This is a genomic window from Nocardia sp. NPDC058666 (genome assembly GCF_042714895.1).
Lineage (GTDB): Bacteria > Actinomycetota > Actinomycetes > Mycobacteriales > Mycobacteriaceae > Nocardia.
Genome location: NZ_JBHXRY010000001.1, coordinates 1,081,478 through 1,096,483, shown reverse-complemented (window position 1 = coordinate 1,096,483; position 15,006 = coordinate 1,081,478). Strand labels below are relative to the sequence as shown.

Here is a 15,006-nt window from a genome sequence, read left to right as displayed (position 1 = left end):
ACGCCCGAGAAGGGCGGTGTCCGGGACCCTTTAGGTTTCCGGACACGCTGTAGCACCGAATTCAGCCAATTCGACCCTCGTCTCCCCGTACTTGCGGGTCTTCAACGCCACATAGCCTGCGGGCCAGACGATTTCGGGTGAACGGCTCGACCGTTCCACTACCACCAGCGCGTCGGGTGCGAGCCAGCCGTTGTTCGCCAGTGCGGTGAGGTCGGCGATCACGTCGTCGGTGCTCACGTCGTACGGCGGGTCCGAGAACACCACGTCGTAGGCCCTCGGCGCCGTCTGTTTCAGCACCGAGGCCACGCTGCCCAGGCGCAATTCCGCGCCCGGTAGGCCGATTTCGGCGATGTTGGCGCGCACGATGTCGGCGGCCTTGCGGTCGGATTCGACCAGCAGTGCCTGCGCGGCCCCGCGGGACAGCGCTTCCAAGCCGAGCGCTCCCGAGCCCGCGTACAGGTCCAGGACCAGTGTTCCGTCCAGATCAAGGCGCGAATCGATCGCGCTGAACAGCGCTTCGCGCACCCGATCCGAAGTAGGCCGGGTTCCGGCGGGCGGCACTTTCAAGCGCCGCCCACCGGCTACACCCGCGACGATGCGGGTCATTCGGACTCGCGGGCGACCAGTTCCACCAACAGGTCGCCGCCCTCTACCTGCGCGACCTTGGTGGTCGCGATCCGGCCGACCACGCCACCGCGCGGGGCGGTGATGGCGGCTTCCATCTTCATCGCCTCGATGGTGCCCACGGTGTCACCGGCGTGGATCTCGTCGCCTTCGGACACCGCCAGGGTGACCACGCCGGCGAACGGTGCCGCGATGTGGCCGGCGTTGTTCTTGTCGGCCTTCTCCGCGACGGGCACCTCCGACGCGACGGACCGGTCACGCACCGCTACCGGCCGCAATTGCCCGTTCATGATGCACATGACCGTGCGCATGCCCTTCTCGTCGGGCTCGGAGATCGCCTCGAGGCCGATGAGCAGGGTCACGCCCTTCTCCAACTGCACGCGGTGCTCTTCGCCGCGGCGCAGACCGTAGAAGAACTGGTTCTCCGACAGCCCGGTGGTGTCGCCGTACTTCTCGCGGTGGGCGTTGAACTCCGCGGTCGGGCCGGGGAACAGCAGCCGGTTCAGCGTTTCGCGACGCTGCGCCGACGTGCCGTCCAGACCTGCCTGTTCCGCTGCGGTGAGCGGGGTTTCGGGCTTGGGCTGGTTGCGTCCGGCCAGCGCCTTGGTACGGAACGGCTCGGGCCAGCCGCCCGCGGGTTCGCCGAGTTCGCCGCGCAGGAAGCCGATCACCGAATCGGGGATGTCGTAGCGGCCCGGATCGGCGGCGAAGTCCTCGATATCGACGCCGGTGCCCACCAGGGCAAGGGCGAGATCGCCGACGACCTTCGACGACGGGGTCACCTTGATCAGGCGACCCAGCAGCCGGTCCGCGGCCGCGTACTTGGCCTCGACCTCTTCGAACCGGTCGCCCAGGCCCAGCGCGATCGCCTGCTGACGCAGGTTCGACAGCTGACCGCCGGGGATCTCGTGGGTGTACACGCGCCCGGTCGGCGCGGGCAGACCCGATTCGAACGGTGCGTAGACCTTGCGCAGCGCTTCCCAATACGGCTCGAGATCGCACACGTTCTGCAAGTTCAAACCGGTGTCACGGTCGGTGTGCGCGGTGGCCGCGACGATCGCCGACAGCGCGGGCTGACTCGTGGTGCCCGCCATCGCCGCGGAGGCGCCGTCGACCGCGTCGGCACCGGCTTGCCAGGCAGCCAGGTATGTGGCCAGCTGACCGCCGGGGGTGTCGTGGGTGTGCACGTGCACCGGTAGATCGAAGTTACTGCGAAGGGCGGTAACGAGTTTCGCGGCGGCGGGGGCGCGCAGCAGACCGGCCATGTCCTTGATGGCGAGCACGTGGGCACCCGCGTCGACGATCTGTTCGGCCAGCTTCAGGTAGTAGTCCAGCGTGTACAGGGATTCGTTCGGGTCCATGAGGTCGCCGGTGTAGCTGAGCGCGACTTCGGCTACGGCAGTTCCGGTTTCGCGGACCGCGTCGATGGCCGGGCGCATCTGGTCGACATTGTTCAGCGCGTCGAAGATGCGGAAGATGTCGATACCGGTGGTGGCGGCCTCGGAAACGAAAGCGCGCGTTACCTGTTCGGGGTAGGGCGTGTAGCCCACGGTGTTGCGACCGCGCAGCAGCATCTGCAAACAGATGTTCGGCACGGCTTCGCGCAAGGCGGCCAAGCGTTCCCACGGGTCCTCGTGCAGGAAGCGCAGTGCCACATCGTAAGTCGCGCCGCCCCACGCTTCGATCGAGAGCAGTTCGGGGGTCAGGCGCGCGACGTGCCCGGCCACACCGAGCAGACCGTTGGTGCGCACGCGCGTGGCCAGCAGCGACTGGTGCGCGTCACGGAAGGTGGTGTCGGTGACGCCCAGTGCCTTCTGTTCGCGCAGGGCCTTGGCGAAACCGTCCGGGCCGAGGGTGAGCAGCCGCTGGCGCGAACCGGCCGGCGGCGGCAGCGTCAGGTCCACGGCGGGCAGCTTGTCGTACGGGTACACCGTGGTCGGGCGGTCACCGTTGGGCTTGTTGACGGTGACGTCGGCCAGGTAGGTCAGGATCTTGGTGCCACGGTCGGCCGAGGCCCGCGAGGTGAGCAGTTCGGGACGCTCGTCGATGAACGAGGTGGTCACCCGGCCCGCCTGGAAGTCGGGGTCGTCGAGCACCGACATCAGGAACGGGATGTTGGTCGTCACGCCACGGATGCGGAACTCCGCCAGCGCGCGCTGGGCGCGGGCCGCGGCGGCGGGCAGGTCGCGACCGCGGCAGGTGAGCTTCACCAGCATCGAATCGAAGTAGGCGCCGATCTCCGCGCCCAGGTTCGCGCCGCCGTCCAGGCGAATGCCCGCGCCGCCGGGGGTGCGGTAGGCGGTGATGCGGCCGGTATCGGGGCGGAAACCGTTGGCCGGGTCCTCGGTGGTGATGCGGCACTGCAGCGCGGCACCGCGGATCTGCACCGTTTCCTGGCTCAGACCCAGATCGGCCAGGGACTCCCCCGCCGCGATGCGCAGCTGCGACTGCACCAGGTCGACGTCGGTGATCTCCTCGGTGACCGTGTGCTCGACCTGGATGCGCGGGTTCATCTCGATGAACACGTGGTTGCCGCGCTCGTCGAGCAGGAATTCCACGGTGCCTGCGTTGATGTACCCGATCTGCCGGGCGAAGGCCACCGCGTCGGCGCAGATGCGTTCGCGCAGCTCCGGCGACAGGTTCGGGGCGGGCGCGAGCTCGATCACCTTCTGGTGGCGGCGCTGCAGCGAGCAGTCGCGTTCGAACAGGTGCATGACATTGCCGTGCTGGTCGGCCAGGATCTGCACCTCGATGTGGCGCGGGTTGACCACGGCCTGCTCGAGGAACACGGTCGGATCGCCGAACGCCGACTCCGCTTCGCGCGACGCCGCTTCGATCGACTCGCGCAGCTGCTCGGGTGCGGCGACCCGGCGCATGCCGCGACCGCCACCACCGGCGACGGCCTTGACGAAGATGGGGTATTCGAGTTCGGCTGAGGCAGCGATCAATTCGTCGAGATCGGCCGAGGGCTCGCTGGACTTCAGCGTCGGCAGCCCGGCCGCCTTGGCCGCGGCGATCGCGGTGGCCTTGTTGCCCGCCATCTCGAGGATCTCGGCGGTGGGGCCGATAAAGGTGATGCCCTCGGCGGCACAGGCCGCGGCGAGGTCGGGGTTCTCCGACAGGAAGCCGTAACCGGGGTAGATCGCGTCGGCACCGGCGCTCTTGGCGGCTTCGATGATCGCGGCGATCGACAGGTACGCGCGAACCGGATGGCCTTCTTCGCCGATCTGATAGGACTCGGCCGCCTTGAGGCGATGCACGGAATTGCGATCTTCGTACGGGAACACCGCGACCGTTCCGATGCCTAGTTCATAGGCCGCACGGAAGGCACGGATAGCGATCTCGCCGCGATTGGCGACCAAGACTTTCGAGAACATTGGCCTACGGTACCCGGCTGTGAGCGCGGGCCGAACAGGCAAGGTGGGTTCGCGGCATTGTTCACACCGCAGGGCGTCCACCTGCGAAGTCGCGGTAATCCGACCGTCACATCTCACCCACCGCGGCGGTGCGCGGTGCGCGGGTCGGGTGGCAGTACTACACAGCGCGGGCGGCCGGGCGAACTCCCGATGGCGTTTTCACACGCAACCGCACGGCTACACCTACCGAAACTGCCTGAACAGGCGTATTTTTTAGGGCGCGGCGTGCGAAAGATGCACGAGCACGCGGATTTACCTCGGTGTACGCAGGTCACCGGGGATTGCGCGGTGCGTTCGGGAGCCTTACTTCGCACGTTACGCACGGGTAGGTTTGCGTAGAATCCCTTGCAGCACTGGACTTCTCCGCACGCAATGTCCGCATTCAGCGAATATTGCGAACAGTGCGCGTTAGTATCTTGCTCGTGCGGAAGATGTACGCGGGGGCCAGGCTACGAAGGCTGCGCGAAGAACGGCGAATGACTCAGGCAGCTCTCGCGAAATCGCTGGATCTGTCACCCAGCTATCTCAACCAGCTAGAGCGCGATCAGCGTCCGCTGACCATTCCCGTTCTGCTGAAACTGAACTCGACCTTCGACCTGGACGTGCAGTTCTTCGCCGCCGATTCCGACGCGCGGCTGGTCTCGGACCTGCACGAGGTGCTGGTGGAAGCCGCGGGGGGCGGCGATACCGCACCGATCACCGAGGTCGAGGAACTGGCCACGCGGCTGCCGGAGGTGGCCCGGATCGTGATCGCGATGCACCGGCGGCTGCGCGCGGCCACCGACCAACTCGACTTGCTGTCCTCACGCGTGGACACCCCGACCGGCTCGCCGGGCACCCCCATGCCCTACGAAGACGTGCGCGACTTCTTCTACGACCACCGCAACCACATCTCGACCCTCGACCACGCCGCCGAGCAACTGTTCGAGGAATCGGGTCTGAGCATCGGTTCGCTGGATCGTCAGCTGGCCCGCATCGCCGAGGAACGCGCCGGGGTGACGGTGCTGGTGCGCGGCGACGGCGCGGACCCGACCATCCCCAAACGCCACTACGACCCCGACACCCGCACCCTGACCCTGGCCCGACGGCTGCGTCCGGGCCAGCGCGCGTTCCAGATCGCGGTCACGCTCGGGCTACTGCTCTACAGCCGCGAGATCGACACGGTGCTCGCCGAATCGCGGGCGCTGACCGGCGAATCCCGCACCCTGGCCAGGGTGGGGCTGGCCAACTACTTCGCGGGCGCGCTGATCCTGCCGTACGGGCGGTTCCTGCGATCGGCCGAGGAACTGCGCTACGACGTGGACCTGCTCGCGCTGCGTTTCGAGGTCGGGTTCGAGACGATCTGCCATCGACTGGCCACCCTGCAGCGGCAGGGACAGCGCGGAGTGCCGTTCTTCCTCGTGCGCACCGACCGAGCGGGCAACATCTCGAAACGTCAGTCCGCCACGGCTTTTCACTTCTCTCGCGTCGGCGGCAGCTGCCCGCTGTGGGTCACGCACGAGGCCTTCGCCCAACCGGGCCGCATCCTGACCCAGATCTCGGAGATGCCCGACGGGCGCCGCTACCTGTGGATCGCGCGCACCACCCCGGCCGCGCCGCAGGGGCACGGGACGGCGGCGAAGAACTTCGTCATCGCGCTGGGCTGCGATATCGAATACGCCGACCGGCTGGTGTATTCGCAGGGGCTGCAGCTGGACGACTCCATGGTGACGGTGCCGATCGGGGCCGGATGCAAGGTGTGCGAGCGGCCCGCGTGCCCGCAGCGGGCGTTTCCGCAGATCGGGCGGCCGCTGGCGGTGGTCGAGCACACCAGCACCGATCTGCCGTATCCGCGGTTGCCGTACAGTGCCACGAACGCGGTGGCGCGAGCCGTGCCTTCGTAGTTCAGGATTTGGCGAGGTATTCGAGGCGTTCGCCGTCGACGGCGGCGTGCATCATGCCCGCCAGGCCGGGGTGGTTGACCAAGCCGGGATCCTCGGCCACGACCTGTCTGGCCAATTCCTGTGCGGCGGTGATGACTTCGAGGTCGTCGAGCAGCGACAGCAGACGTAGCGAGCGCGCGGTGCCCGACTGTGCCGAGCCGAGGACGTCGCCCTCACGGCGTTGACGCAGGTCGAGTACCGACAATTCGAAACCGTCGGTGGTGGCGGCGACCGCGTCGAGCCGGGCCATCGCCGTGCCGCCGGGTGCGGCATCGGTGACCAGCAGGCACAGGCCGGGATGCTTGCCGCGTCCGATGCGGCCGCGCAGCTGGTGCAGCTGGCTCACGCCGAACCGGTCGGCGTCCACGATCACCATCACCGTGGCGTTGGGGACGTCGACACCGACCTCGACGACGGTGGTGCAGACCAGCACGTCGATAGCGCCGTCGTTGAATTGGCGCATCACGTGGTCTTTTTCGTCGGACGGGAGCCTGCCGTGCAGCAGGCCGACGCGCACGCCGGACAGCGGACCGGCGCTCAACGTCTCGTACATCTCGACGGCCGCGGCGGTGGTGGGTGGCTCCTTCTCCTTCTTACCCTTGGCCGGTGGCGCGTCGGGGTCCTCGCCGATGCGCGAGCAGACCACGTACGCCTGCCGACCCTGTCCGACCTCTTCGACGATGCGTTCCCAGGCGCGATCCACCCAACCCGGATGTGCTTTGCGCGGAACGACTTTCGACACGATCGGTGAGCGCCCCTTGGGAAGCTGCGTGAGCGTGGAGGTTTCGAGGTCACCCAGGGTGGTCATCGCGATGGTGCGCGGGATAGGAGTGGCGGTCATGACGAGCAAGTGCGGGCTGATGCCGTCTTTGGCCTTGGCGCGCAACGCATCTCGCTGTTCGACGCCGAAGCGGTGCTGTTCGTCGACCACGACCAGGCCGAGGTCGAAGAACTCCACGGAGTCCTGGATCAGCGCGTGGGTGCCGATGACGATGCCCGCCTCGCCGGTCATCGCGTCCAGCAGTGCGGCCTTCTTCGCGGCGGTCGACATGGATCCGGTGAGCAGCACGATCTTGGTCGACTTGTCGGCGGCGCCGAGTTCGCCCGCGTTGCCGAGTTCGCCGAGCATGGCGCGCAGTGAGCGATAGTGCTGGGAGGCAAGGACTTCGGTGGGGGCAAGCAAGGCGCACTGCCTGCCCGAGTCCACTACTTGCAGCATGGCGTTCAGTGCCACGATCGTCTTGCCCGAACCCACTTCGCCCTGCAGCAGGCGGTGCATCGGGCGGGTGCGTGACAGGTCTGACGAGATGTCCTCGAGCACCTGCAGCTGGCCTTCGGTGAGCTCGAACGGCAAACGCTGGTCGAAGGTCGCGGCGATGCCGTCGGGGGTGGGCGGGCAGGCCGGGGCGGTGCGACCCTCTACCTCGTGACGGCGTTCGGCCAGCACCAGTTGCAGGGCGAGCGCTTCATCGAAACGCAGTCTGTCCCTGGCTTTTTCGATGTCGAGCTTGTGTTCGGGCAAGTGGATCAGACGCAGGGCGTCGGAGATCGGGAGCAGTTGGCGTTCGTCGCGCAGGTCTTCGGGTAGCGGGTCCTCGATGGGGTCGAGTTGGTCCAGGACCTGACGGATGCACGCGAGCAGGTCCCAGCTCTGGACCTTCGCAGTCGCCGGGTACACGGGGACGAACTCGCGCTCGAAGAACGAGGCATCCACTCCCCCAGCGCCTTTCGCGCTCTGCGCCAGCCCACGCAATGCACCGCTGCCGCGCACGGAGGTCAGTTCCTCCACGCCCGCTTCGGCCTTGTCGGGCAGGATCAGGTAATCGGGGTGCGACAGGTTCCAGCGATCGGGCCGCCACCAGTGCACGGTGCCCGACATCATCGCTCGCACACCCTCTTTCACCAGATAGCGCACCTTGTCACCGTTGAAGAAGGTGACCTCCATCGGACGTTGCGCGCCGGTGTCCAGCTGCACTTTCAACAGCGAGCCGCGGCGGTTCTTCATCGGGCGCAGTTCGGTTTTCGTCACGCGGCCGATGACCGTGATGTGCGCGCCCTCCTCCGGCTCCTCCTCGGTGAGAGGCTGGCCCTGGGTGGCGTAGCGCGCCGGGTAGTGGCGCAGCAGGTCCTCGACGGTGGTCATGTCGAACGCCTCGGTCAGCCGGTCGGCCGCCTTCACGCCCAACACGTGGTCGAGCCGGTCACTCAATGTCGCCATCTACTCGACCCCTATCTGCACCAGATCCGCTTGCTGTCCACCGGAATACACGACCACCTCGACACCGGGGAAACCGGCCGTCACATGATCGGCGAGCACCTGCGCCAACTCGGGCCCCGCATCGGCACCCATCAGCAGGGTCACCAATTCCCCACCCAGACCCAGCATTCGGTCCAGCAGGATGCGTCCCGCGCCGACCACGTCCGGGTCGATCACCACCACATCATGGCCGACCAGCCCCAATCCGTCACCGGGCGAACACATTCCGACCATGGTCAACGCACGCACCCGAGCCGCCCGCAACGCACCCCACCGGGTGGTCGCCGCCGCCTCCGACATGGCGAACGCGTCATCGACCGCGATCCGCCCCCGATCATGCACCGCCAACGCCGCCAACCCCTGCACCATCGAGGCACTGGGCAACAACAACACGTCACGTGACCCGTCACGCGCGGCCACACCCGCGGCCACCAACTCCTGCGCGGGCAAGGCTCCGTTGGGCAACACCAACACTTCCCGATTCGGCATCGCGCGGATCGCCCGCAGCAGGGTGTCCGTATCGACCTGCCGATCGCCCCGCACCACCACTGCTCCGGCGTCCTCGAACAAGCGCGCGGCAGCTGCGCCGGCGGCAACCGCCAGGACGCCGCGGTCCGCGAGGACATCACGCGCAACCTCTCCGAGGACGGGGTCGTCGCCGGTTACCGGCACACCATCGCGGCCCGCGGAGTCCGGCAGCCGATCACCGGCGCTCGCGTGCGACGCGGAATTGTCCCGGCCGTGATGGTCGGCGCGCCCTTCGGTGCGCAGCTCGTGGTGGCCGCCCAGCGGCGCGGTCACCGCGAAACTCTCGATGCGAATCCCGGTGACCGTCCCCACCGCCAGCCCTGCCTCGATCGCGGCACCGGCATCGCGACAGTGCACGTGGGCGGACCAGGTGGTGTCGCCGTCACCGACGACGACCACGGAGTCGCCGAGAACGGCGAGACGATCCCGCAGACCGCCAGCGGCCGCGTCATCGGTGCCGGAGATCACGTACATGACTTCGAAGTGCGGATCGGTGCGATCCTGATCGGCATTCGCCCCCCGGCATTGCGTGTCCGACATCGCGCGCGTTCCGCCCACGGCGGCTGCATGACGGAACTCACCATCATCGTCCGAAGGCTCGATTCGCCGCCCCGATCCGCGGTCGATCGCCCTTGTCGCAGCGTCGGCGCTGACGGCCGCAGCCGAGTCGAGTCGCGGTGCCGGGTCGTCGTCGCGTCGCTCCTCGGTAGGGCACGCCTCCCCGTCACCGCCGGACCGAGGGTGCGGGCCGTGCTCGCCTCGGTCTCCACGCGTGTACCTGACCCGGGTGGGTGCTTCGCCGCAGACTTCGGTCACCAGGCAGTCCAGCAGCACCAACAGGCCGCGCGCGCCCGCGTCGACCACGCCGGCCGCGCGCAGAACGCCCAGTTGGGCCGGAGTTTCGCTCAGGGCGCGGGCAGCGCCGTCGGCAGCGCTTCGGGCAACGGTGGCCAGCGATGGGTCGGCGGATTCGGCGGCGGCTACTGCGGCCCGGTCGAGGACGGTCAGGATCGTGCCTTCGACCGGGGCACTCAATCCGGTTCGCACCAGAATCGCCGACCGGCGCAGTGCGGCCTGTAGTCGCTCGCCGGTCAGCGGTCCTGCGATGACTGCCTCGGCGATCCCGCGCAGCACCTGGGACAGGATGATCCCCGAATTCCCGCGTGCACCGGTGGTCGCACCGCGAGCCAGTGCCTGGGCGACCAGATGCGCGTTGACGGGCGTGCGGTCGGTGGGCGCTTGGGCGGGCAGATGCGCGTTGACGGGCGTCCGGTCGGTGGGCGCTTGGGCGGGCAGATGCGCGTTGACCGCCGTCCGGTCGGCGCCCGCCTGAGCAGCCTGATGCGCGTTGACCGCCGTCCGGTCGGTGCGCATCTGGGCGACCGCGTCGACACCCGTTCGGTCGGCGATATCGAACACCTGTTCGCCGGTATCCGCCGATCCTGCGGCCGGAGTGCCCGAAGTCACCTCCCCGGTTTCGTCGGCGTCGGATCGCGTCTCGAGCACCGCACGTTCGGCGGCGGCGACCGCGGCCCGCATGGTGGCGAGCAGGTTGGTTCCGGTGTCGGAGTCGGCGATGGGAAACACGTTGAGGGCGTCGATTTCGGCGCGGCGCAGTTCCAGGTCGGTGCGGCAATGACGGGCCCAGACCAGCAGGTCACCACCGTCGAGACAGTCCCGCACGTGCGCCACCGCCACCTCGCTCCCCGTTCTGCGTGCCCGCGCGCCGAGCACGCACGCCAGATTAGCGGCAGCCACCGACGTCTCCCCACCCGAGCGCGACGGCCTACCGTGCCTGGCCTGCGGCACGCGCCGCCGCCGCCACTCCACGCGAACGCGGCGGCATACCGTGCCTGGCCTGCGGCACGCGCCGCCGCCACCACTCCACCCGAACGCAGCGGCCTACCGTGCCTGGCCTGCGGCACGCGCCGCCGCCACCACTCCACGCGAACGCGGCGGCCTACCGTGCCTGGCCTGCGCACGCGCCACCACCACCCCAGCGGGTGGGGTCCTTCCGGTCGAACGCTCGTGGCCACCGGCCCCCGACCGGTTTCAGCGGCAGAACCGCAACAGGTATGCTGTTTCCCGGAAGGGCCCTCGTCCGGGCTGTGCTCGGCGATTCGACCGGGATACCCGGTTTGGAAGTTCGAGGCCCGGCCCGCTAGTCTTGCAGGGTTGCCTCGTGCGGCCCACGTGGGTCTGCGCTGGCCGACATCAGTCGGCAAGGCATTTGACTGAATCAGTTTCCGGTTCAACGGGCATTCGTGCGCCGTTAGCCGCTTATGACATGAAGGAGCTCGCGACATGGCTGCCGTTTGCGACGTCTGCGCCAAGGGCCCCGGTTTCGGGAAGTCGGTTTCGCACTCGCACCGGCGCACCAACCGTCGCTGGAACCCGAACATCCAGACCGTGCGTGCGCAGGTTGCCCCTGGCAACACTCGCCGGATGAATGTGTGCACCTCCTGCCTGAAGGCCGGCAAGGTCGCCCGCGGCTGATTTTCAGCCCATACGTTCTGCCGACAGTCCCCCGGCACCCCCTTGTGGGTGATCGGGGGTTTTGTCGTCCGTGAGTGACTGGCGGATCGCGCCGCTGACAGCGAACCGGGTCACCGAACTGGCCGCCTGCCATATCGCCACCTGGCGCGAGTCCTACGACACCCTGGTCCCCGCCCACATCCTGGACGGCTTCGACCTGGATCGCTCGGCGATCACCTGGGAACGTCGCCGCGCCGAAGGCACCCACCGGCTGCCCGTCGCCCTCGTCGACGACCGTGTGATCGGCTTCGCCTCCGCGACCGACCGCCGCCGAACCCTCGCCCACGTCGATCGCGACCACGACGAAATCACCGAGATCGCCGACAAGTCATGCGCGGTCAGCAAGACCGCTCCCGCACCCGGCGAGACCGAGACCGCACCCGGCGAGACCGAACTCGAGGCCCTCTACATCCGCAGCGCCTGGCACGGCACCGGCATCGCCGACGCCCTGATCGAATCGGCCGCACCCGGATCACCGTGCACCCTCTGGGTCTTCGCCGACTACCCGCGCGCCCACGCCTTCTACCGCCGCCACGGCTTCACCGACACCGGCATCCACCGCCTCGACCCGTTCACCCTGCTGCCCGAACAACTGTGGCGCCGCGCCCCCGGTTAGACGCACCTGCGCCACCGACCATGCGCGGTCGAAGAGGCTCCGCGCCAGCGCACACCGCCGAGAACTGCCCGGCACCCGGCGTAATCGCCCAGAACGCCTCCGAATAGTCAGAAAACTGATTTTCAGGCAGCGTTTTGGGCGATTACGCCGGAAGTCGGCGCGTACCCGCGCGTGTGCTGCGGACAGTGACCACTGCGCGTCGGGCGCTGCGCGCCATACGCAGCCCGCGAATGTTGCGCATCGAAGCCCGGTTAGTGTGACGCCCATGAGTACCACCGAACCGGTCCCCGCCGCCCAGATCATCGACGGCGTGCTGCAGCTGACCATCGCCACCGCCGCCGCGGGCACCTCGATGGATTTCGATCTGATCGATGCGGGCACCGCCGCCCTGCGCACCCTCGACCCGTCGGTCGGCGCGATCCTGCTCACCGGCGCGGGCGCGAACTTCTGCGCGGGCGGCAATGTCCGCAACTTCGCCGCCGCCGATGATCGTGGCGCCTACCTGTTCGACAAGGCCGCCGTACTGCACGACTACGTCCGCGCGCTGGTGCAGGCCCCCGTGCCCGTGGTCGCCGCCGTGCAGGGCTGGGCGGCGGGCGCGGGCATGAGCCTGGTCTGCGCCGCCGACATCGCCATCGGCGGCCCGTCCACCAAACTGCGCCCCGCCTACCCCGGCATCGGCCTGACCCCCGACGGCGGCATGTCCTGGACCCTCCCGCGGATCGTGGGCCTGAGCCGCGCCCGCGAGATCCTGCTCACCGACGCGGTCCTGGATGCCACCGAAGCTGTTCAACTCGGAATCCTCAGCCGCACAGTCGAAGACGACGACATCCGCGCCGAGGCCCTGCGCGTGGCCCAGTCCTTCGTCACCGGCCCCCGCGCCACCTACACGGCCATGAAAAAGCTGCTGGCCCAGTCGCCGACAGCGACACTGGACCAGCAGCTGGACGCCGAACGCGACGGCATCGCCGCCGCCGCGAACAACAGCACCGGGCGCGAAGGCGTCGACGCCTTCGTAGCCAAGCGCAAGCCCGATTACCGCGGGCTGAGCTGAATCACCTTCAGCAGGCGGCACCGAGGGCGCTGAAGGTGTTCTGCAGCAGGCAGGTCACCTTCGCGTTCACGCCCGAGGAGATCGTGGAGGTGCCGGTGGAGGTCCATTCCTCGCCGACCTGGGTGGTGGCGACGGGGGCGGCCTGCTCGTTGTAGGGCTCGAGCTGCAGGCCCTGCGCCGAGGCCGCGCCCGCGCCCGCGGTGATGGCGGCGGCGACGGCGGCGGTGGCAAGCGCGGCGCGAACGGTGGAGATGTACATCCGGTTGTGCTCCTTCATCATTTTCTGGTGCGGGCGACGCCCCGGGTCAGGGCAGCCGCCAGTCGACGGGGTCCGCGCCGAGTTCGTCGAGCAGTTCGTTGACCCGGGAGAAGGGTCGCGAACCGAAGAACCCGCGCGAGGCGGAAAGCGGTGAGGGGTGCGCCGATTCGACATAGGGCACCTCGGCGTCGACGAGTGTGGGCTTGAGCGCGCGGGCGTCGTTGCCCCACAGCACGGCCACCAGCGGTTCGTCGCGGGCGACCAGCGCCCGGATCGCCTGTTCGGTGACCGCCTCCCAGCCCTTGCCACGATGCGACGCGGGTGCGCCGGGAGTGACGGTGAGTACCCGATTCAACAGCAGCACACCCTGATCCGACCACGGACTCAGGTCACCGCAGGTCGGCGTATCGAATCCGAGGTCCTTGCTGTATTCGGCGAAGATGTTGGACAGGCTACGCGGGACCGGCGAAACCTGCGGTGTGACAGAGAAACTCAGCCCCATCGCGTGGCCGGGCGTGGGGTACGGGTCCTGGCCGACGATGAGCACCCGCACCTTCTCGAACGGGCGTGTGAACGCGCGCAGCACGTTCTCCCCTTCAGGCAGGTAGCCGCGACCTGCCGCGTTCTCTTCGCGCAGGAACTCGCCCATTTCGCTGATGCGGTCGCGGACCGGCTCCAGTGCCCGGGCCCAGCCCGGATCGATGATCTCCGACAGTGGTTTGGCACCCATGACCGCACAACCTATCGTTCGTCGTCGGTGCGGGTGGCGTCCGCCCCACGGAACGATTCCCAGCCGGTGCCGCCGGTGGGTGCCGCGCCGTCGACGGTGACGCCGCTGCCTGCGGTGACCACGCCGATCGGCCGCCAGCCCGCGGGCAATGCGACACCGGCGGGCCAGGTTCCGGCGAAGGCGTGGTCTTCGCCGCCCGCCAGCACCCAGTGCGCGGCGTCGGCGTCCAGGCGCTTGGCGACCGCGGACAGTTCCGGGTCGGTCAGTGCCGTGCTGTGGACGTCGATGGCGACATGTGAGGCGGCGGCCAGATGTCCGAGGTCGGCGAGCAGGCCGTCGGAGATGTCGGTGAGGCTGGTCGGGATGTCGGTGCCGAACGCGTCGACGACCGCGGCGTAGGGCGGTTGCGGAACACGGTGGGTGGCAAGCGCATAGGCGAACTCGGGGTCGGATGTGTCTGCACCGCTGGTCAATACGGCAAGCCCCGCGCCGGACCAGCCGAGTTCGCCTGCGACCGCGACGATGTCGCCGACTCCGGCGCCAGAGCGGGTGATCGCGGCCTGTCCGCCGAGGTCGCCGAACGCGGTCACCGAGACGACCAACTGTTCGCTGCGCACCAGGTCCCCACCGGCGATGGACCCACCGGCGCGGGCGGCTTCGATCCACATCCCGTCGGCGATCCCCTCGACCACCGCCACGGGAGTATCGGCCGGGCAGCCCAGCGCGACCACGAACGCCGTCGGGCGGGCTCCCATCGCCACGACGTCGGCGGCGTTCTGGGCGATGGCCTTGCGGCCGATGTCCACCGGCGAGGACCAGTCCAGGCGGAAGTGCCTGCCTTCCACGAGCATGTCGGTGCTCACCACGAACCGCCCGTCGGGCGCGGCCACCAGCGCGGCATCGTCACCGGGACCCAGCAGCACGTGCGCGGCCTGTTCGCGACCGGCGTTGATTCGGTCGATCAGGGCGAATTCGCCCAGCTCACGCACTGTCTGCGGACGGCTGTCCTCGCTGATGACCGACCCCTTCCCACTGTGCTGCGAACCGACGAAATCGCCCCGACGG

11 protein-coding genes are annotated in these 15,006 nt (G+C 68.7%); 4 read left to right on the top strand and 7 right to left on the bottom strand.

The window, feature by feature from the left end:
* Positions 1–30: 30 nt before the first annotated feature.
* Together rsmD and ACFWVD_RS05025 are read right to left on the bottom strand one after the other, a co-directional pair.
* Positions 31–606 (bottom strand): 16S rRNA (guanine(966)-N(2))-methyltransferase RsmD, encoded by a 576-nt coding sequence (gene rsmD, locus ACFWVD_RS05030; protein ID WP_379240643.1) that lies wholly within the window; start codon positions 604–606, stop codon positions 31–33.
* Entirely contained in the window at positions 603–4,001 is a 3,399-nt protein-coding gene (locus tag ACFWVD_RS05025) for a pyruvate carboxylase (protein ID WP_379240642.1), read from the bottom strand. The genes rsmD and ACFWVD_RS05025 overlap by 4 nt, the downstream gene beginning before the upstream one ends.
* A 461-nt stretch (positions 4,002–4,462) precedes the next feature.
* Between ACFWVD_RS05025 and ACFWVD_RS05020 the strand changes: the two genes are divergently transcribed.
* Positions 4,463–5,923, top strand: a complete 1,461-nt coding sequence (locus ACFWVD_RS05020; RefSeq protein ID WP_379240641.1) for a short-chain fatty acyl-CoA regulator family protein — start codon at positions 4,463–4,465, stop codon at positions 5,921–5,923.
* Position 5,924: 1 nt separating this feature from the next.
* On the opposite strand, the gene recG is transcribed toward ACFWVD_RS05020, so the two are convergent.
* Both recG and ACFWVD_RS05010 read right to left on the bottom strand, forming a co-directional pair.
* Entirely contained in the window at positions 5,925–8,180 is a 2,256-nt protein-coding gene (recG, locus tag ACFWVD_RS05015; protein ID WP_379240640.1) for an ATP-dependent DNA helicase RecG, read from the bottom strand.
* On the bottom strand, positions 8,181–10,121 hold the full coding sequence (locus tag ACFWVD_RS05010) for a DAK2 domain-containing protein (RefSeq protein ID WP_379240975.1): 1,941 nt from the start codon (positions 10,119–10,121) through the stop codon (positions 8,181–8,183). It abuts the gene before it with no gap.
* Positions 10,122–11,051: 930 nt separating this feature from the next.
* On the opposite strand from ACFWVD_RS05010, the gene rpmB reads away from it, so the two are divergent.
* The 3 genes from rpmB to ACFWVD_RS04995 all read left to right on the top strand — a co-directional run bounded on the left by rpmB (position 11,052) and on the right by ACFWVD_RS04995 (position 12,952).
* Positions 11,052–11,243 (top strand): 50S ribosomal protein L28, encoded by a 192-nt coding sequence (gene rpmB / locus ACFWVD_RS05005; protein ID WP_039799620.1) that lies wholly within the window; start codon positions 11,052–11,054, stop codon positions 11,241–11,243.
* A 70-nt stretch (positions 11,244–11,313) separates the two neighbouring features.
* Positions 11,314–11,898, top strand: coding sequence for a GNAT family N-acetyltransferase (locus ACFWVD_RS05000; protein WP_379240639.1), 585 nt, complete (start codon positions 11,314–11,316; stop codon positions 11,896–11,898).
* Positions 11,899–12,163: 265 nt separating this feature from the next.
* Positions 12,164–12,952 carry an enoyl-CoA hydratase/isomerase family protein gene (locus ACFWVD_RS04995; protein ID WP_379240638.1) on the top strand — a complete coding sequence of 263 codons (789 nt, stop codon included), beginning with the start codon at positions 12,164–12,166 and terminating at the stop codon, positions 12,950–12,952.
* 7 nt (positions 12,953–12,959) lie between these two features.
* On the opposite strand, the gene ACFWVD_RS04990 is transcribed toward ACFWVD_RS04995, so the two are convergent.
* Genes ACFWVD_RS04990 through ACFWVD_RS04980 form a run of 3 tightly spaced genes read right to left on the bottom strand, consistent with a single transcriptional unit; the run spans position 12,960 to position 14,957 of the window.
* Entirely contained in the window at positions 12,960–13,211 is a 252-nt protein-coding gene (locus ACFWVD_RS04990; RefSeq protein WP_379240636.1) for a hypothetical protein, read from the bottom strand.
* A 46-nt stretch (positions 13,212–13,257) separates the two neighbouring features.
* Positions 13,258–13,941: a uracil-DNA glycosylase gene (locus tag ACFWVD_RS04985; RefSeq protein WP_379240635.1), complete on the bottom strand. Its 684-nt coding sequence runs from the start codon at positions 13,939–13,941 to the stop codon at positions 13,258–13,260.
* 11 nt (positions 13,942–13,952) lie between these two features.
* On the bottom strand, positions 13,953–14,957 hold the full coding sequence (locus ACFWVD_RS04980) for a thiamine-phosphate kinase (RefSeq protein WP_379240974.1): 1,005 nt from the start codon (positions 14,955–14,957) through the stop codon (positions 13,953–13,955).
* Positions 14,958–15,006 lie beyond the last annotated feature (49 nt).